A 14,992-nucleotide genomic window follows, 5' to 3' on the forward strand; every position below is an offset into this window, starting at 1 on the left:
TCACGGTTCTATTCAATATAGTTTTTCTTTATTTGTTACCATAGTAACAATATAATTATTTTATGACTACACAGAACTGGCTGCTCCTCACCTACAAAGTCCCTCCCGAACCGGCCAAGAAGCGGGTCGCCCTTTGGCGACGGCTCAAAGGAATGGGGGGTATCTACCTGCAGAACGGTGTCTGTCTCTTACCCAAGACCGACGACCACGTTCGCCAGCTCAAAATGCTGGAGAACGAGATAGCCGAAATGACCGGCGAATCAGTGATCCTGGAAACAGTGGCGCTGGATCGCTCACAGGAAGACAAAGTCGTCGCCCGTTTTAAAGCGGATCGCGACGAGGCGTACCGAGAGTTCCTTGATAAGTGCAGGGACTTCGAGGGCGAGATCAACAAGGAAACCGCAGCTAGCCACTTCACCTATGCTGAGCTGGAAGAAAACGACGTGGATTTTAAGAAGCTGCAAAGTTGGCTGGAAAAAATCCGCAAGCTCGATTTCTACGGCGCGAGCTTGGCGCTTGAGGCCGAGCAAGGCCTGCAGGCCTGCGAAGCCTTATTGGACGCCTACGCCCAGCGCGTGTTCGAGGCGCACGACGAAAACCGCTGATAAAGGAAGGCAAGCCATGAAACTGACCGTACTCACCTACAACACGCTGTTCGGCGGACGCGACGGCTCCGATGATCGTGGTGCGCAGGCTCAGATCGGCCTGATCAACGAACTCAAGCCTGATATTTTCCTGATGCTGGAAGCCGCTGGCTGGGTGGATGTTGGCCATGCGCTGGGCGGATCAAGCATTCCGAGGGTGTCCACGACAGGTTTCACCGGCACCGAGTTCGCGGTCATGCGCTGCAACTACCTGTTGGCATCGAACGCGTTGGCAGATCACGCCAGGTCTTATCAGGTCATCCGTACCCCATAACCGACATGGCTTCCGATCACTATCCGGTGCTGGCCACCTTCGAGGTGCCACTGTGAGCGCGTCCAACGAATCCGCCGCTGGCAAATCCGCTGACGGTACCGAAACGGAAAAGCCCAAGGAATTGACCCCCGGTGCTGAGGAGGGGCTGTCTGAGGCAGAGGCCCGGACCCGCCTCGCCCAATTCGGTTACAACGAAATCCGGGAAGAGCCATCCGGTCCTCTTCGAAGCATCCTGGGGCGCCTCTGGGGTCCCATTCCCTGGATGCTCGAGGCGGCGCTCGTACTCGAGGTGGTGCTGGGCAAACTGGCAGGGCCGGCGCTCATTGCCGTCTGGCTGGTCTTCAGCGCCGTGCTCGGCGGCGTCCAGGAGCGTCGGGCCCGAACCGCGTTGGATCTTCTGCGCAGCCGTCTGCAAGTCAGTTCGCGAGTCCGCCGCGCTGGAAACTGGCAGATACTTCCCGCCCGGGAGATTGTTCCGGGCGATCTGGTTCACGTCAGGATGGGCGATATCGTGCCTGCCGACTTTACGATCGACGAAGGGACCGTGGAGGTCGATCAGTCCGCGCTCACGGGTGAGTCAGGCGTCGTACCCCGATCCCGCGGCGAAACGATTTATTCGGCGTCGAGCGTCGGTCGCGGCGAAGCCTCAGGAACGGTCACAGCGACTGGACCGCGCACCTACTATGGGCGCACGGCAGAGTTGGTCAGGACCGCCCGCTCGGTCGGTCATCTTGACCAGCTTCTCTTCACCGTTGTGCGCTATCTGGTAAACATCGACGCGGTACTCGCAGTGGCGCTTGTCGCGGCCGTTCTTTGGCGCGGAGAAGACTTGCTTCCGCTCATTCCTTTTTTCCTGGTGCTGGTGATTGCCACGGTGCCGGTGACGATGCCGGCAGCCTTTACGGTTGCCAACGCGGTCGAAGCGCGGACACTGACAAACAAAGGCGTTCTGGTCACCGGGCTGTCCGCACTCCAGGAAGCGGCGACCATGGACGTTCTATGTATAGACAAGACCGGCACGCTGACGCAGAACAAGGAAAGCCTCGCTGCCCTCGTGCCTTTCGCAGGCGAGTCTGAGGACGAGGTCTTGACCTGGGCGGCCGCATCCTGCGACGAGGCGACTCAGGGCCCGGTCGAACTTGCCATCCTCGGCGCCTTCAAGGACCGGTCGCTACAGCCGCTCAGCCGGAAGAAGTTCGTTCCGTTCGATCCCGCGATCAAGCACTCCGAAGCGCACGTCAACCGGGATGGGCAGGCTTTGCGTGTGGTGCTGGGCGCTCCGCTAGTGGTCCAACAGCTCGCCGAGCCGCAGCCCGAACTCATGGCCCGTGTCGAAGCGCTGGCTGCTTCCGGCGCGCGCGTCCTCGCGGTTGCAGCCGGTCCTGAGGAGCACCTGAGCATTCGAGGACTTGTCGCGCTCGCCGATTCGCTCCGGGACGACGCTGCGGAGTTAGTGAAAGCAATACAGCAGCTTGGCGTCAAGGTGCTCATGGTCACCGGGGACACGCGGGCGACCGCCCAGGCCGTCAGCCGTGCGGTAGGGATCGGCGGTCACTTCGGGGATGCGGAGGATTCCTTGCATAATCCGCTTGAATATGACGGATTTGCAAACTTCTATCCGGAGGAAAAATTCCACCTTGTACAGACGCTGCAGCGCTCTGGCCGAATCACAGGAATGACCGGCGACGGCGTGAACGACGCGCCAGCGCTCAAACAGGCGGAGGTCGGCATTGCGGTTCATTCGGCTTCGGACGTCGCCAAAGCCTCTGCACAGATCGTCCTGACGGTTCCCGGGCTTCAAGGCATCGTTTCAGTGGTGTCGGGCGGCCGGCGTGTTTACCGGCGCATGCTGACCTGGACGATCACGAAGATTGCTCGCACGGTTGAACTTGCGGCACTGCTGACCATCGGCTATATCGCAACCGGCTTCTTCGTGACGCCGCTGGCCCTGATCGCCGTGATCGTCGTCCTGAATGACATTGTGACGATCACCCTGGCGACCGACCGTGTGCAGGGCTCTTCGACACCCAGGCAATGGGACGTCCGCGAAATCGCCAAGATCGGCGGCGTCCTCGCGCTCGGCTGGCTGGTTCTAGGGTTTGTCATCCTGTGGGCGGCGATGAACATCCTGAAGCTGCCCACTCTCCAGATCCAGACGCTGATGTTTGTCTACCTCATGTACTCCGCCCAGGCCACGATTTACATCACCCGCGTGCCAGGCCGGTTCTGGTCGCTTGCGCCCAGTCGCTACGTCGCTGCCGCGACGATTGGCAATGTAGCCATAGCGTCCATATTGGCTGCCTGGGGCATTCTCATGGCTTCTGTTCCCGTTGTTCTGCTGGCAGGTACCCTCGGGGCAGTCCTGGTCGCCAGCGTTCTGCTCGACCAGGTAAAGATCTCGGTGTTCCAACAGACGGGGCTTCTTGGAAGTTCGAGTCCGTCGGGCGTCAATGCGAGCACTTAATCCTCCAGGCGCAAGACCTGCTATCGCCCTCGCTCTCCACCCCTACACTAGACACGAGGCCCACGACGAAAACCTTGTACTGACGACCTTTGAGATGCCGCAATGAATTATTTGATACAGACATCATGTTTCCAACGCTTGTCGAGAAATTTGGCCTTATTCGCACGCACGACAACAGGGAGAATGGTATGGACGCTTGCCCCCGGCGACGGGCTACTGAGGTGGCGTAGGGTGGGGCGAAGGTGGATCCTCATGGGCCGACGGCATCGAAGTGCCAAATTTGGAGGAACATGGAGTTCTTCACAGGCAAACCAGAGGATCCATCATGAAGCATGGCGTAGTCGGCATTGATATTGCAAAACGGGTATTTCAACTGCATTGGGTTGATATTGAGACGGGAGAGATGGTGAGTTTGCAGCTCAAACGCGAGAAGTTTCTGGAGCATTTTGCCAGGCATCGTGATCGAAGCCCTGCGTGATCAGTGGCAGCGCATTACGGAGCTGGATATGCAAATCGCGGGAATTGAGCTCAAGCTTAAAAGCTGGTTAAAGGTGGACAAGGCGGCCCGCGCCATTGCTGACATTCCCGGTGTGGGCCTGTTGACCGCCACCGCTGCGGTGGCCACGATGGGGGATGCCAAAGCCTTCAAGTCAGGCCGTGAGTTTGCGGCTTGGGTGGGCCTGGTGCCTGGGCAAACCGGCACGGGCGGGAAGACGAGGCTACTGGGCATCAGCAAGCGTGGTGACACCTATTTGCGAACCCTGCTCATCCACGGCGCCCGCTCGGTATTGGTACACGCCAAGCAACCTGGGGCGTGGGTTGACGAATTAGGCAAGCGCAGGCCATCCAATGTGGTGGTGGTCGCGCTGGCCAACAAGATGGCGCGAATGATCTGGGCGATGCTGGCCCATGACCGGGCGTACCAGGGCGACTGGGTCAGCATCAGGCCAGCATAGGGCCATGCACTGGGCAGTCAAAGAATAACGAACACAGGAGTGAATGCTGAAAGGTTGCGATAGGTAATTGTGTGTGATGGCAAACAGGTCAGACCGTGGCTTGCTGAACCTGAATGATGAGCTGGACATCAATAGTCCGCCAGGAGAATGAGGGGCAAGTCAGCGAATTCCATCGGGGCCCGCAGGGAAATAGCCTGCAACAAGGCCGGATATAGAACTGCAGCCTTGTCTTGTTTACCAAAACACAGCAAAAACCCTTGGCAATCGGGAAGCGTCCATATAGAACATCATGAGTGAATTGAATGAAGCCGCGATGGCGTCGACTGGGACGCGGCAAGAACAACCCGGGGGCTGGCTCAACCGCACCGTGGCGGGGGCCGGCATCACCAGTGCGCTGGGCGACTTCTGTTATGAGACCACCACCGTGATCCTGCCCGGCTTCCTGGCGGTGCTGGGCATACCAGCGGCGGCGCTCGGCATCATCGAAGGCATCGCCGATGCGGTGGCCAGCTTCACCAAGATGGTGTCGGGCTACATCGCCGACAAGATGGGCCATCGCAAACTATTGGTTCTGGTCGGTTATGGACTGACGCCGGCTGGGCAGGTCCTGATCGCCCTGGCGGCAGGCTGGCCCTTGCTGCTTTTGGGTCGTTTGGTGTCATGGTTCGGCAAGGGCCTGCGCGGCCCCTTGCGCGATGCCATCGTGATTCAGGCGGTCAGCCCCGAAACGCGAGGTCGTGCATTCGGCTTTCACCGCGCAGCCGACACCATTGGCGCAGTGGTCGGCCCCTTGCTGGGCGTGGCTTTGCTCGGTTTGGCCCAGGACTGGCATTGGGAAAATGCGTCCGGCCCATTCCGCTTTGTGCTGTGGCTCTCCGTCATTCCCGGTGTGCTGGCGGTGCTTGCCTTTCTGACGCTGGTCAAAGACCCGCAGCACTCGTCCAATCCAGCACTGAAATTTTTCAGTTCTCTGCGCGGCTTGCCGACGCGCTTCAAGCGCTACCTTGGCGCGGTTGGCATCTTCGGTATCGGTGACTTCTCGCACAGTCTGCTCATTCTGGCGGCGACCACGTTGCTGACTGCATCGATGGGCGTGGTGCATGCGGCGCAAGTCGCCGGATTGCTGTATGTCTGGCGCAATGTGGTGCAGGTTGCGGTATCTTATCCAGTCGGGGTGCTGGCAGATCGATTCGGCCATCTGCCGGTGCTGGTTGTCGGTTATGTGCTGGGCGCGCTCACCGCCATTCTCGCCGCGCTGGCCTTCTGGTTCAGCATTGACAGCATTTTGCTGCTCGGCGTGATTTTCTTCATCGCTGGCTTATATGTCGCCGTACAGGAAGCACTGGAATCGACCGTAACCGCCGACATGGTGGGCGCGGATAAGCTGGCCATGAGTTACGGCGCACTTGGCACGGTCAATGGCACGGCCAAGTTCATCTCCAGCACCGCAGTCGGCGTGCTGTGGACGGTCGTCTCGCCGGTGTTCAGTTTTGGGCTGGCCGCAGTGCTGATGGCCGCCGGCACGCTGGCGCTGGCACGGGTGGGTACGCAATAAACCGAGCACCAGCCGTGCTGTCGCCACCAGTCAAACTATCCGAAGGAAATATCCCAGCCAAGCCATCAATCCGCCAGCGATTACGAGCGCCAAGGACCAGCACGTTTTGCAACTCAGGGTGGTGTACCCGATCCCGGCACCAAGCACTCCCAGGCAAGCCACGGCAACCGCGACGGACGGCCAGCCCGAACCGGGTATTGCGCTGGCAACCATCAATGGGACGGTGGCCCCGCCGAAGGAGCACAGGCCGGACACAAACGCGGAAACGAAGGACTCGCGCAATGCCTGCTGCCCCAATTTCCCGGCGACCAGCCGTTCGCGCCGGGTCATGTTGAGCTGGTACGCCATGCGCAACAGCTCCCCCCGCTGGCGGGCGTACTCCGCAGCGAAAAACACGACGGCGGTGGGAAAACCCGAAGCGAGCCCGATCCGTACAGCCAGGCTGCCCGTCAGCGCGGCGCCCGGACGAAGCATTTTCCCGGTCGCCAGGGTCAGGGCAGTCAACATGCCCTCGACCAGTCCCGTGATAACGAAAAACAGCCACGCGCGCCGGAAAACCCGTTTCGTGGTCACGTCCTCCCCCGCTTGATTTCTTCCACTATCCGGCTGCCCGCCACCAGTTGGTCGATGCTGTGCACCGCCGCGCCGGTATGCTCGATGGCCTGCACCAGGTCGGGATAGGAGATATTCTCACCTTCGATGGTGACGTTGAATCCCACGGTCTCGATGTCGATTTCGGTGACCGTAATGTTCACGGCCTCCACTCCCTCGACTCGGCAAATGGCCTCTGCCAGCTCGGTGACGGCGGGTTTAGAGATCGCCTTGTCCACGTCGAGGACAATCCGGCGTATATTCATGCCCTCCTCCATTTTAGCCGCCATAGCTGTAATCCCTGATCAGCGGCAGCACGGCATGGCCCAGGCTGTCCAGGGAAGGATTGAGCAAGTAGCGCTGCGATCCTGGGAACCGTGAGCATCACTGCCGGGCTGGCTCCAAGGTCTGTTTCGGCGCCGTTCCAGAGGCGTATCCGCAGGGGAATAGCGTGGCTACGCAACCGCGCCACGAACGCGTTGAATCGATTCTGCCACAACATCATCTCCCTTTTTCTCCTATTGACTATAAAAACCATGGATCCCGTTCCCCGCCCGCGAGAAACAGCCGAACAGGCGTAACAGATTGCGCTTATCGTGGCGGGGACAGCCAGGTCAAATCGGACAGCGCCTGCTGCTGCCATGGGCGCGGACGACGGCTGTATTCGTCGAGAAAATGCCGCACGGTCACTTGACTCACACGAGCCGTCTCTTCAATCTGACAAATTTCAACAGCCCAGTAACACCGACCGACAACACTACCATTCCGCACAACGCGATCACCCGCTCTATGCTCAAATGCCGGAACAAAAATGGTGAAATCAGCAGGGCGACGAGGATGCATCCCCACTCACTTACCATCTTGATCCGGTAAACCTGGCCAATCCTGGTTTCCGAGAATGTGGTTTGCAGCAGATTCAACAAGGGAATATTGCTCATCGGCGCGCCCACCCCCATCATCGCGGCGAGCCCGAGCGCAACGGCAAGGTTTGGTGCGAAGGCAAGCGCGACAAAGCTGATACCGCCGACTATCCTCCCGGCGAACATGGGCAAGGCCGGGCGATATGATCGGAAACTCCCGACCAGCATATTCGATAGCACGCTGCCGGCGCCGTAAGCTGCGATCATCAAACCAAATGCGCCGATATTTCCGGGCCGTTGATGCTGAAGCTCGAGAGCGACCCCCAGAACGAAACCGACCTGCCACGCACCGTTGACCACACCTGAAGTGAGCAGGGCATATTTTAGCAGGGCGTGCGGTCGCAAAGCGGCAAAGCCTCCCGCAACGCTTGCACGGAGGCTACGCGCAGCGGGATGCACTCGCTCCGCGCTAGTCGGCGGCAAATCGCGACGTAGCGAGGAAACCGCGGCGGCAGAGAGGAAAAAAGTCACGGCGTCGATGGTGAAAAAGTGCAGGATGGGCACGATCGAGGACAGCAGACCAATCGAGCTCGCCCCGATCAATCGGGCCATCCGTCGGGTTGCCTCGAAGAGGCCGTTCGTCGCCCCGAGGAGATCTCTGTCGCGCACCAGCACCGGAATACTGGATTGCAATGCCGGATCGAAGAAAGCACTCAGGCTCGGCACCAGAATCGCAACCGGCACAAGCATCCAGATCGACAACGGTATGGTCTGTACCCAGAGGACCGGAAAAAGCACCAGAAGCCCGCGCAGGCAATCTGCGCCGATCATCGTCCTACGATGCTCCCAAGCGTCCGCCCAAATTCCGGCGGTGAGGCTAAAGATCAGGGTAGCGGCCGCCTGAATGGCAGAAAGATAGCCTGCGTCAGTTCCAATCAACGAGGTTCCCAGCCAAACGATGGCGATCCTGTAGAACTCGTCGCCAATCGCGGACAGGAGCAGACCGCCCCAGAGGACCCGGACGGGGCGATACGCAAGTACCTTCAACTGTCCTGGCCACAACTTCATCTGACACACTCCAGATTTTCATGCTTTGACGGCTGGGAAGACATCCGCGGCAACTGCCGCTGGCGGCGGGAACCGCATCCGCCCGGGCATCAGCGCCGACACCAGCGCCAAAATTGCGGCGACGGCGAAACCGGCGTTGGGAGAGGTCGCCATCTGGTGGTTCCAGCCGCTGAACAGGCTGGTCAGCCCCATGCCCAGAATGTTGTGGTTCAACCGGTGCTTGGGCGCGGCTGCGGGAGTCTGTTCAGACGTGTCTGCTGCCGTCATTGTTTTCTCCTTTTGTTTCATGTAAGGGCAGACATCGGGTGACGATCATCCTTACCAGCAGTACCAGAGGCAAGGCTGTCAGCCAGCTCGCCAGAACATCGGCAGGAAAATGGGCACCGACGTTAATGCGTGACACGCCGACCCAAATCACAAAGAATGCTGCGGCCCAGCGTTGCCTGTTATCAAGCATCGGCCAAAGGCTCGCAGCGATCAGCATGGCGAAGGAAGCGTGGCCGCTTGGCAGGCTGCGGTAATATTCTGTTTTTCCAATGATATGGATCGAACTTTGCGGCAAAATCAGGGGCGGACGGGGAAAATCAAAAAAGTGCTTTGCCCAAATAATAAGCGCAGCGTCCAGCAGGTAAGCGACACACAAGATAGCAAGCGTGGTCAGCCAGCGAACCGCCACACCTTGTCCTTGTTTCGGATCCGGCGCCTTGACGCGCGTCGCGGCAAATACCGCCGCCAGCACGATCAGGGTCAGATAAACCGGGAAGAGCGTGTGGCTGCCGATCTGTGTGCCCAGCAACATGAAGCGGTCCAGAATCGGGCTGCGCAGGTCGTTGACGGCATGGAACAGCCAAAGATTGGCACCCCCCCAGTCGTAAAAAACTTCTTTGATCATTGAAGACAGGTTCCCTTAGTGTTTAGCGTGCCTAATTGTTCGAAGCACTTGTTGCGCCGTCTCCCTCACCGCGTGAGCCTGGTGCCGTTCAGCCAGCGCGACCAGGGCGATGCGGCCTTCAACCCCCATTCCGGCGAGACTCTTCACCACCGCCAGCCCCTCCACGACATCCACAGGGTGTCGTAGCGCCAGTTCAAGCAGCGGCTGCGCAGCACGACCCTCACCGCGCCAGCCGAGCGCAATAATGGCGCGCATGCGCACCTCGGACAGAGAGTGGCCGAGCGCGGCAATCAGCTTATCCGCGTAATCCCGCGCCGCAAACGCGGCAAGGTCGGCTCCACAATGGGGGCAGGTCTGCGTTTCCGCCGGAATCAGATGGAAACATCTCAGGCAGATTTGCTGCAACCCTTCCACGCCTGGCACTCAAGCGCGCACCACGGTCACCGTGCAGGAGGCGTAGGCAATAACCTGTTTGGCTACCGATCCCGGCAGCATTTCAGTCATGGCTTTTTCTCCTCGGAGTTAATGCGTGTCGCCGTTGATCACACCGTATTCGGCGGCCATCCTGACGTAGAACAAGGTCAAGCCTGCGTTCCTGATCAATTCCAGAAACTGCTCCGCCTCCTCGTGGCTCACCATGAACACCACTTCCACCGGCAGATCGCCCGCCAGCTCGAAAAAATGGTCTTCATGCAGCACGCCGTGGCGTCCGAAACCGGCAATGGCCTTGAATGCAGAACCGCCGTGGATGCCCATCTTCTTCGCCTGTTCCAGCAGCCATTCGTAGACCAGGATATGGTGATGGTTGCGGTTCTCATGCACGTAGAATTTGAGATAGGTGCCTTGCATGGTGTTTTCCTCCTCGGGTTCGATTTCAGTAGGACTGTCTGGACGGAATGACGCCTCGTACGCCGCCACGGGGGTCCGCCGTGTCGCCGAGGTAGCGGGGGATGAGGTGCAGATGGACGTGGAAGATCGTCTGCCCCGCCGCCTCGCCCACGTTGACGCCGACGTTGTAGCCGGCGGGAGCATGTTTGCTGTCGAGGTAGTGTCTCGCCTCGTCAAGCAGCGCCAGCAGGGCAGTTTTTTCCGCCATGGTGGTGAGGAAGAAGTCGGCGACATGACACTTGGGGATGATCAGCAGATGGCCCGGGTTGACCGGGTACCTGTCCGCGCGCGCATAGGCCAGGTCATTCTCGAACAGGACGTCTTCAGGCTGGCAGAACGGACAGTTTTGCGCGCTTTCGTTCATTATGCAGCGCCCTTCGTTTTGAGCAGGTTGACCGTTACCATGCCCAGCCCCGTCATGGCGATGGAGCCGCCCAAGTGCGCCACGATGTGCGCCAGGGCCCACGGGTATTCGGCGCGCGATAACAGCGTTACGGCCTCAGCGGAAAAGGTGGAAAACGTGGTGAGCCCCCCCATGAAGCCGGTGATGACGAACAGCCGCGCCTCCGGCGGCAGACCGGCTTGTTCGGAAAAAAGCGCAACAGCAACGCCGATCAGGTAGCCGCCCAGCAAATTGGCGGCCAGGGTACCGAGAGGAAGCGTGGGAAAAACTGGATTGAGCAGAATGCCCAGCCACCAGCGCAACCATGCGCCGAAAGCCGCGCCACCGCCCACCGCAAGAAAACCATAGAAGCCCATACTCCTCCCTTCCAGACAGATCGATCAAGATTCCGGCAGGGGGCGAAAAAAATGCCTACCGCCCCGTTGCCGGGTTGCCGGTAGACATCATTAGCCCTGAAGGCGGTTCGAGGTTACATCAGCTCCCCGGGAGGCATGCCATCTCCTGCGCGAAAGATAGCAAGCTGCGCCGGCAATGTAAAGCCCTTCCAGTCAGGGGAAACGGATCATGTCGAACCGTAGGGGTCAAGTTTTTTCAGACACAGCAATAGCTTGTTTTTCAGTCACTCGTTGTTGACAGCGGACGGCAGGTCTGTAAATCAGCCCGGAATCACGACCGGGCTTCAGCGCCAAAAACCGGTCATGTCAAGCGCGCCGAATAGTGAGCATCAGCAGGTTTCTGGCTGGAAGTGCCAGGTCGCAATTCCACACTGACAGGTCGCATTCAGACACTGCCTGCCAGATTTGGCCTGAGCCGGTACACCGGGTATCGCGCACAAGCGTTATATTGTCTCTGTATGCCTGGGTGACAGATTCTTGTCCGGATTACTCAGCCCAGCGTGCCGCCGCCTGTTCATCCGTGGCACGCTGTTCCACCCAGCGTGCGCCAGCGGGGGTCTGTTCTTTTTTCCAGAACGGTGCCTGGGTCTTGAGGTAATCCATGATGAACTCACACGCGGCAAACGCATCCGCGCGATGACCGGAGGCAACCGCTACCAGCACAATCTGATCACTCGGGCGCAGTTCTCCCACACGGTGGATCACTGTCACATCCAGCAGCGCCCAGCGCCGGCCGGCTTCGGCCACAATCGCCTCCAGCGCACGCCGGGTCATGGCGGGATAATGTTCCAGCGTCATGCTGGCCACCGTGCTGCCCGCATTGGTATCACGCACCAGGCCGACAAAGCTCGCCACCGCGCCGATGTGCGGATTGCCTGCGCGCAGCGCGGCGATTTCGGCACCGGCGTCAAAATCCTTTTCATCGACGAGAATTTTCATCAGCCCCCCGTCACCGGCGGGAATATCGCCACTTCGTCGCCGTCTTCAATGGGGGCTTCCATCCCTGCCATATCCTGGTTGACCGCCACCCGGAAATTCTTGCCAGCGGCGAGCTGTTCGGCCCACACGCCGCCGCGCGCGCGCAGCACGTCGAGCAGCATGGCGACCATGCCCATGCCGTCGGGCAGTTCCACGGCCTCTTCAGCCACCCCCAGGCGTTCGCGCAGGCGGGCAAAATACAGCACCTTGAGCTTCATCCCAGCACCTCGCTAAACGGGATAAACCGCACCGTCTGGCCGCGCGTTACCATCTGGCCAATGTCAATATCCACCAGGCCATCCGCCCACACGGCGGAGGTGAGCACGCCCGAGCTCTGGTTATGGAATAGCTGCGCTTCCAGTTCGCCGCCCTGCCCCGCCTGCAGCCGCGCGCGCAGGAATTCGCGGCGCTCGCCCGGTTTTTCCCAGTCGAATGCGGCCTTGACGCGGCAGGTTTTGGGCAGTACATCCACCACACCCATGCGTTTGAGCAGAAATGGCCGGGCAAACAGCGCAAAGGTGACCAACGTGGATACCGGATTGCCGGGCAGGCCGATGAAATCCGCCTCACCCACGCGCCCGTATACCAGCGGCTTGCCGGGTTTCATCGCCACCTTCCACATGTCGATTTTGCCGAGCTGCTCAACCGCCGCCTTGACGTGGTCTTCTTCCCCCACCGACACGCCGCCGCTGGTAATCACCACATCAGCCAGCGCTGCCGCATGCTGCAGTGCGGCCAGCGTGGCCGCCAGGGTATCGGGCACGCTGCCCAGATCCAGCCATTCGCAACCCAGGCCCTGCACCAGGCCAGCCAGCGTATAACGATTGGAGTTATAAATCTGCCCTGCCCCCAGCGCCGTTCCCGGCTGCACCAGTTCGTTGCCGGTGGAAAAACTGGCCACCTTGAGGCGCCGGTACACCGGCAGCGCGGTCAGACCCACCGACGCGGCCAGGCCCATCGCGGCGGCACCCAGGCGCATGCCTGCAGGCAGGATGGTAGCGCCGGGGCGAATGTCTTCTCCGGCGCGGCGGATATTCTCGCCCGGTTTGGGCTGGTGGTGAACCTGCACCTTGTCGCCGTCCGCGCTGCAATGCTCCTGCATCACCACCGCATCGGCTCCCGGCGGCACCGGCGCGCCGGTGAAAATCCGCGCCGCGCCAGCCGTGGCCAGCGCCTCCCCCACCTGCCCGGCAGCAATGCGTTGCGAGACCACCAGTCGCGCACCCGGCACACACTCTGCTGCACGCACGGCGTAGCCATCCATCGCGCTGTTATCCAGCGGCGGCACGCTGATCGCGGATACCTGCGGCTGCGCCAGCACACGTCCCAGGGCTAGCTCGACAGGCACCGCCTCGGTTTGCGTCAGCGCGCGCGCGCGCCTGAGCAGTTCTTCCAATAACTGGTCTGCAGTCAGCACCTCAAACTCCCATTGTTGTTCGGATAAATTGATAAATAGCGGCGACGTCATTCAAATCCAGACGCAGCATTCCGCCCGGCGGCGCCATATCGCTGGCGACTGCCACGATGGCCGCATCGCCGGGGTACAGCCACGGCTGATTGTTGGCGCGGCGATGCACTTCCAGCTTGGGGATGACCTCACGCTTGCAGCCTTCCACCAGCACCAGATCAACCGGCGCCAGGCGTGCCAGCAGGTCTTGCAAACCCGGCTCTGCACCGTCGCGTCGCTCGTGCATCAGCGCCCAGCGCCGGCCCGATGCCAGCAGCACCTCATGCGCACCGGCCTGGCGTGCGCGCCAGCTATCCTTGCCAGGCTGATCAATGTCCACATCGTGGTGCGTCTGCTTGATCAGCGTCACTTTCAACCCGTCCGCCCCGCATAGCGGGATAAGCTTCTCGATCAGCGTGGTCTTGCCTGCGCCGCTCCAGCCCGCCAGACCCAATACCTTCATCTGTGTTTTTTCTTTGATTTTGACATCATATAGCGTTATATTCTATACAACATAACGACTGTCTGCAAAGCCATGTCCGCCACCCTCATGCCCAATCTTACCGACCGCTTTGGCCGCCGCATTGAATATCTGCGGCTATCGGTGACCGACCGCTGCGACCTGCGCTGCAGCTACTGCATGCCGGAGGGATTCAAGGGTTTTGAAGAGCCCGCGCACTGGCTCACTTTTGATGAAATCGAGCGCTTGCTGGGCGCGTTTGCGCGGCTGGGCCTGAAACGCGTTCGCATCACTGGCGGCGAGCCCCTGCTGCGCCGCGATTTGCCCGCGCTCGCTGCGCGTATTGCCCGCCTGCCAGGCATCGAAGATCTATCGCTCTCAACCAACGCCACCCAGATGGACAAACACGCCACCGCGCTCAAGGCTGCGGGTGTCACCCGGCTGAATGTCAGCCTGGATTCCCTGCACGCCGAGCGTATTGAGGCCGTCACCGGGCGCGACGTGCTGCACAAGATCATGGCTGGCCTGAGCAGCGCGCAGCAGGCGGGCTTTACCCCGATCAAAATCAACATGGTGGCGATGCGCGGTGTGAACGACGACGAGATCGACGACATGGTCGCGTTCTGTATGGAACGTAACTTTGTGCTGCGCCTGATCGAAGCGATGCCAATGGGCGACACCGGCCGCAATACGCAATATCTCGATCTGCAGCCGGTCAAAGCCCGTATCCAGGCGCGTTTCGGCCTGGTCGATACGGCCTTTCAAGGCGGCGGCCCGGCACGTTATCTGGGTAGTCCGGACGGGCAGTTTTCAGTGGGTTTCATCACTCCCATCTCGCAACATTTTTGCGCTACCTGCAACCGCGTGCGCCTGGCCGTCGATGGCACGCTCTACCTGTGCCTGGGGCAGGAAGAAAAATTCGAGTTCCGTCCCCTGCTGCGTGGCAGTGCGACCGATGCCGAGCTGGAAAGCGCCATCTGCGCAGCACTGGAACTCAAGCCGGAACGTCACGAATTCCGCGAACAACCGGACAAGATTGTGCGCTTCATGTCGGCAACCGGGGGCTAGAAGGCTGTCGGACTTTATTTGCGGTAAAATCGCAGGCTTCTCATCACAC

Annotated in this window: 19 protein-coding genes, 1 pseudogene and 1 riboswitch; of the genes and pseudogenes, 7 read left to right on the forward strand and 13 right to left on the reverse strand. The window is 60.3% G+C overall.

Features of this window, described 5'->3' with window-relative positions; all coding sequences use genetic code 11:
- The first annotated feature begins 62 nt into the window (after positions 1–62).
- The 6 genes and pseudogenes from GZH91_RS11770 to GZH91_RS11795 all read left to right on the forward strand — a co-directional run bounded on the left by GZH91_RS11770 (position 63) and on the right by GZH91_RS11795 (position 5,893).
- Positions 63–605 carry a Chromate resistance protein ChrB gene (locus GZH91_RS11770; RefSeq protein WP_147075098.1) on the forward strand — a complete coding sequence of 181 codons (543 nt, stop codon included), beginning with the start codon at positions 63–65 and terminating at the stop codon, positions 603–605.
- 16 nt (positions 606–621) lie between these two features.
- Entirely contained in the window at positions 622–918 is a 297-nt protein-coding gene (locus GZH91_RS11775; protein WP_198415309.1) for a hypothetical protein, read from the forward strand.
- 52 nt (positions 919–970) lie between these two features.
- Positions 971–3,382, forward strand: coding sequence for a plasma-membrane proton-efflux P-type ATPase (locus tag GZH91_RS11780; RefSeq protein ID WP_170227468.1), 2,412 nt, complete (start codon positions 971–973; stop codon positions 3,380–3,382).
- Between the two features lie 325 nt (positions 3,383–3,707).
- Positions 3,708–3,860 carry a hypothetical protein gene (locus tag GZH91_RS11785; RefSeq protein ID WP_161984168.1) on the forward strand — a complete coding sequence of 51 codons (153 nt, stop codon included), beginning with the start codon at positions 3,708–3,710 and terminating at the stop codon, positions 3,858–3,860.
- A pseudogene (locus GZH91_RS11790) lies at positions 3,829–4,338 on the forward strand (IS110 family RNA-guided transposase); the annotation flags it as partial. The gene GZH91_RS11785 and the pseudogene GZH91_RS11790, both read left to right, overlap by 32 nt.
- Before the next feature lie 289 nt (positions 4,339–4,627).
- The gene (locus GZH91_RS11795) at positions 4,628–5,893 is read left to right on the forward strand and encodes an MFS transporter (RefSeq protein WP_170227457.1); all 1,266 of its coding nucleotides are present in this window, start codon (positions 4,628–4,630) and stop codon (positions 5,891–5,893) included.
- 30 nt (positions 5,894–5,923) lie between these two features.
- On the opposite strand, the gene GZH91_RS11800 is transcribed toward GZH91_RS11795, so the two are convergent.
- From GZH91_RS11800 to mobB, 13 genes are all read right to left on the reverse strand, one after another.
- Complete coding sequence (locus tag GZH91_RS11800) at positions 5,924–6,466, reverse strand: hypothetical protein (protein ID WP_147074475.1); 543 nt, start codon at positions 6,464–6,466, stop codon at positions 5,924–5,926.
- Positions 6,463–6,750: a DUF211 domain-containing protein gene (locus tag GZH91_RS11805; RefSeq protein WP_147074474.1), complete on the reverse strand. Its 288-nt coding sequence runs from the start codon at positions 6,748–6,750 to the stop codon at positions 6,463–6,465. The genes GZH91_RS11800 and GZH91_RS11805 overlap by 4 nt, the downstream gene beginning before the upstream one ends.
- A 429-nt stretch (positions 6,751–7,179) precedes the next feature.
- Positions 7,180–8,412, reverse strand: coding sequence for an MFS transporter (locus GZH91_RS11810; RefSeq protein ID WP_147074473.1), 1,233 nt, complete (start codon positions 8,410–8,412; stop codon positions 7,180–7,182).
- A gap of 18 nt (positions 8,413–8,430) precedes the next feature.
- The gene (locus tag GZH91_RS11815) at positions 8,431–8,679 is read right to left on the reverse strand and encodes a hypothetical protein (protein WP_147074472.1); all 249 of its coding nucleotides are present in this window, start codon (positions 8,677–8,679) and stop codon (positions 8,431–8,433) included.
- Positions 8,657–9,304: a phosphatase PAP2 family protein gene (locus tag GZH91_RS11820; RefSeq protein WP_147074471.1), complete on the reverse strand. Its 648-nt coding sequence runs from the start codon at positions 9,302–9,304 to the stop codon at positions 8,657–8,659. Before GZH91_RS11820 ends, GZH91_RS11815 begins: the two co-directional genes overlap by 23 nt.
- Before the next feature lie 15 nt (positions 9,305–9,319).
- On the reverse strand, positions 9,320–9,709 hold the full coding sequence (locus tag GZH91_RS11825) for a HEAT repeat domain-containing protein (protein WP_147074470.1): 390 nt from the start codon (positions 9,707–9,709) through the stop codon (positions 9,320–9,322).
- 117 nt (positions 9,710–9,826) lie between these two features.
- Complete coding sequence (locus GZH91_RS11830) at positions 9,827–10,153, reverse strand: DUF190 domain-containing protein (RefSeq protein ID WP_147074469.1); 327 nt, start codon at positions 10,151–10,153, stop codon at positions 9,827–9,829.
- Between the two features lie 25 nt (positions 10,154–10,178).
- On the reverse strand, positions 10,179–10,556 hold the full coding sequence (locus GZH91_RS11835) for an HIT family protein (RefSeq protein WP_147074468.1): 378 nt from the start codon (positions 10,554–10,556) through the stop codon (positions 10,179–10,181).
- Positions 10,556–10,951, reverse strand: a complete 396-nt coding sequence (gene crcB / locus GZH91_RS11840) for a fluoride efflux transporter CrcB (protein ID WP_147074467.1) — start codon at positions 10,949–10,951, stop codon at positions 10,556–10,558. Before crcB ends, GZH91_RS11835 begins: the two co-directional genes overlap by 1 nt.
- 74 nt (positions 10,952–11,025) lie before the next feature.
- Positions 11,026–11,106: riboswitch (Fluoride riboswitch) on the reverse strand.
- Positions 11,107–11,476: 370 nt separating this feature from the next.
- The gene (gene moaE, locus GZH91_RS11845; protein ID WP_147074466.1) at positions 11,477–11,929 is read right to left on the reverse strand and encodes a molybdopterin synthase catalytic subunit MoaE; all 453 of its coding nucleotides are present in this window, start codon (positions 11,927–11,929) and stop codon (positions 11,477–11,479) included.
- The gene (moaD, locus tag GZH91_RS11850; protein WP_147074465.1) at positions 11,929–12,186 is read right to left on the reverse strand and encodes a molybdopterin converting factor subunit 1; all 258 of its coding nucleotides are present in this window, start codon (positions 12,184–12,186) and stop codon (positions 11,929–11,931) included. Before moaD ends, moaE begins: the two co-directional genes overlap by 1 nt.
- Positions 12,183–13,436, reverse strand: coding sequence for a molybdopterin molybdotransferase MoeA (locus GZH91_RS11855; protein WP_147074464.1), 1,254 nt, complete (start codon positions 13,434–13,436; stop codon positions 12,183–12,185). Before GZH91_RS11855 ends, moaD begins: the two co-directional genes overlap by 4 nt.
- Positions 13,387–13,878: a molybdopterin-guanine dinucleotide biosynthesis protein B gene (gene mobB, locus GZH91_RS11860; protein WP_147074463.1), complete on the reverse strand. Its 492-nt coding sequence runs from the start codon at positions 13,876–13,878 to the stop codon at positions 13,387–13,389. The genes GZH91_RS11855 and mobB overlap by 50 nt, the downstream gene beginning before the upstream one ends.
- Positions 13,879–13,950: 72 nt before the next feature.
- Here mobB and moaA point away from each other — a divergent pair, with 72 nt between their 5' ends.
- A complete protein-coding gene (moaA, locus tag GZH91_RS11865; protein ID WP_147074462.1) occupies positions 13,951–14,943 on the forward strand; it encodes a GTP 3',8-cyclase MoaA in 993 nt (330 codons plus the stop codon).
- Positions 14,944–14,992 lie beyond the last annotated feature (49 nt).

Origin of the sequence: Sulfuriferula plumbiphila (assembly GCF_009938015.1) — a bacterium.
GTDB lineage: Bacteria > Pseudomonadota > Gammaproteobacteria > Burkholderiales > Sulfuriferulaceae > Sulfuriferula > Sulfuriferula plumbiphila.

Excerpts from the sequence above, each read along its gene's own strand:
- GZH91_RS11835 (WP_147074468.1), bottom strand. The coding sequence starts at position 10,556 with ATGAACGAAAGCGCGCAAAACTGTCCGTTCTGCCAGCCTGAAGACGTC.
- GZH91_RS11770 (WP_147075098.1), top strand. The coding sequence starts at position 63 with ATGACTACACAGAACTGGCTGCTCCTCACCTACAAAGTCCCTCCCGAA.
- moaD (WP_147074465.1), bottom strand. The coding sequence starts at position 12,186 with ATGAAGCTCAAGGTGCTGTATTTTGCCCGCCTGCGCGAACGCCTGGGG.
- crcB (WP_147074467.1), bottom strand. The coding sequence starts at position 10,951 with ATGGGCTTCTATGGTTTTCTTGCGGTGGGCGGTGGCGCGGCTTTCGGC.
- GZH91_RS11785 (WP_161984168.1), top strand. The coding sequence starts at position 3,708 with ATGAAGCATGGCGTAGTCGGCATTGATATTGCAAAACGGGTATTTCAA.
- GZH91_RS11805 (WP_147074474.1), bottom strand. The coding sequence starts at position 6,750 with ATGAATATACGCCGGATTGTCCTCGACGTGGACAAGGCGATCTCTAAA.
- GZH91_RS11830 (WP_147074469.1), bottom strand. The coding sequence starts at position 10,153 with ATGCAAGGCACCTATCTCAAATTCTACGTGCATGAGAACCGCAACCAT.
- mobB (WP_147074463.1), bottom strand. The coding sequence starts at position 13,878 with ATGAAGGTATTGGGTCTGGCGGGCTGGAGCGGCGCAGGCAAGACCACG.
- GZH91_RS11855 (WP_147074464.1), bottom strand. The coding sequence starts at position 13,436 with ATGACGTCGCCGCTATTTATCAATTTATCCGAACAACAATGGGAGTTT.
- GZH91_RS11810 (WP_147074473.1), bottom strand. The coding sequence starts at position 8,412 with ATGAAGTTGTGGCCAGGACAGTTGAAGGTACTTGCGTATCGCCCCGTC.
- GZH91_RS11795 (WP_170227457.1), top strand. The coding sequence starts at position 4,628 with ATGAGTGAATTGAATGAAGCCGCGATGGCGTCGACTGGGACGCGGCAA.
- GZH91_RS11815 (WP_147074472.1), bottom strand. The coding sequence starts at position 8,679 with ATGACGGCAGCAGACACGTCTGAACAGACTCCCGCAGCCGCGCCCAAG.
- moaE (WP_147074466.1), bottom strand. The coding sequence starts at position 11,929 with ATGAAAATTCTCGTCGATGAAAAGGATTTTGACGCCGGTGCCGAAATC.
- GZH91_RS11820 (WP_147074471.1), bottom strand. The coding sequence starts at position 9,304 with ATGATCAAAGAAGTTTTTTACGACTGGGGGGGTGCCAATCTTTGGCTG.
- GZH91_RS11775 (WP_198415309.1), top strand. The coding sequence starts at position 622 with ATGAAACTGACCGTACTCACCTACAACACGCTGTTCGGCGGACGCGAC.
- moaA (WP_147074462.1), top strand. The coding sequence starts at position 13,951 with ATGTCCGCCACCCTCATGCCCAATCTTACCGACCGCTTTGGCCGCCGC.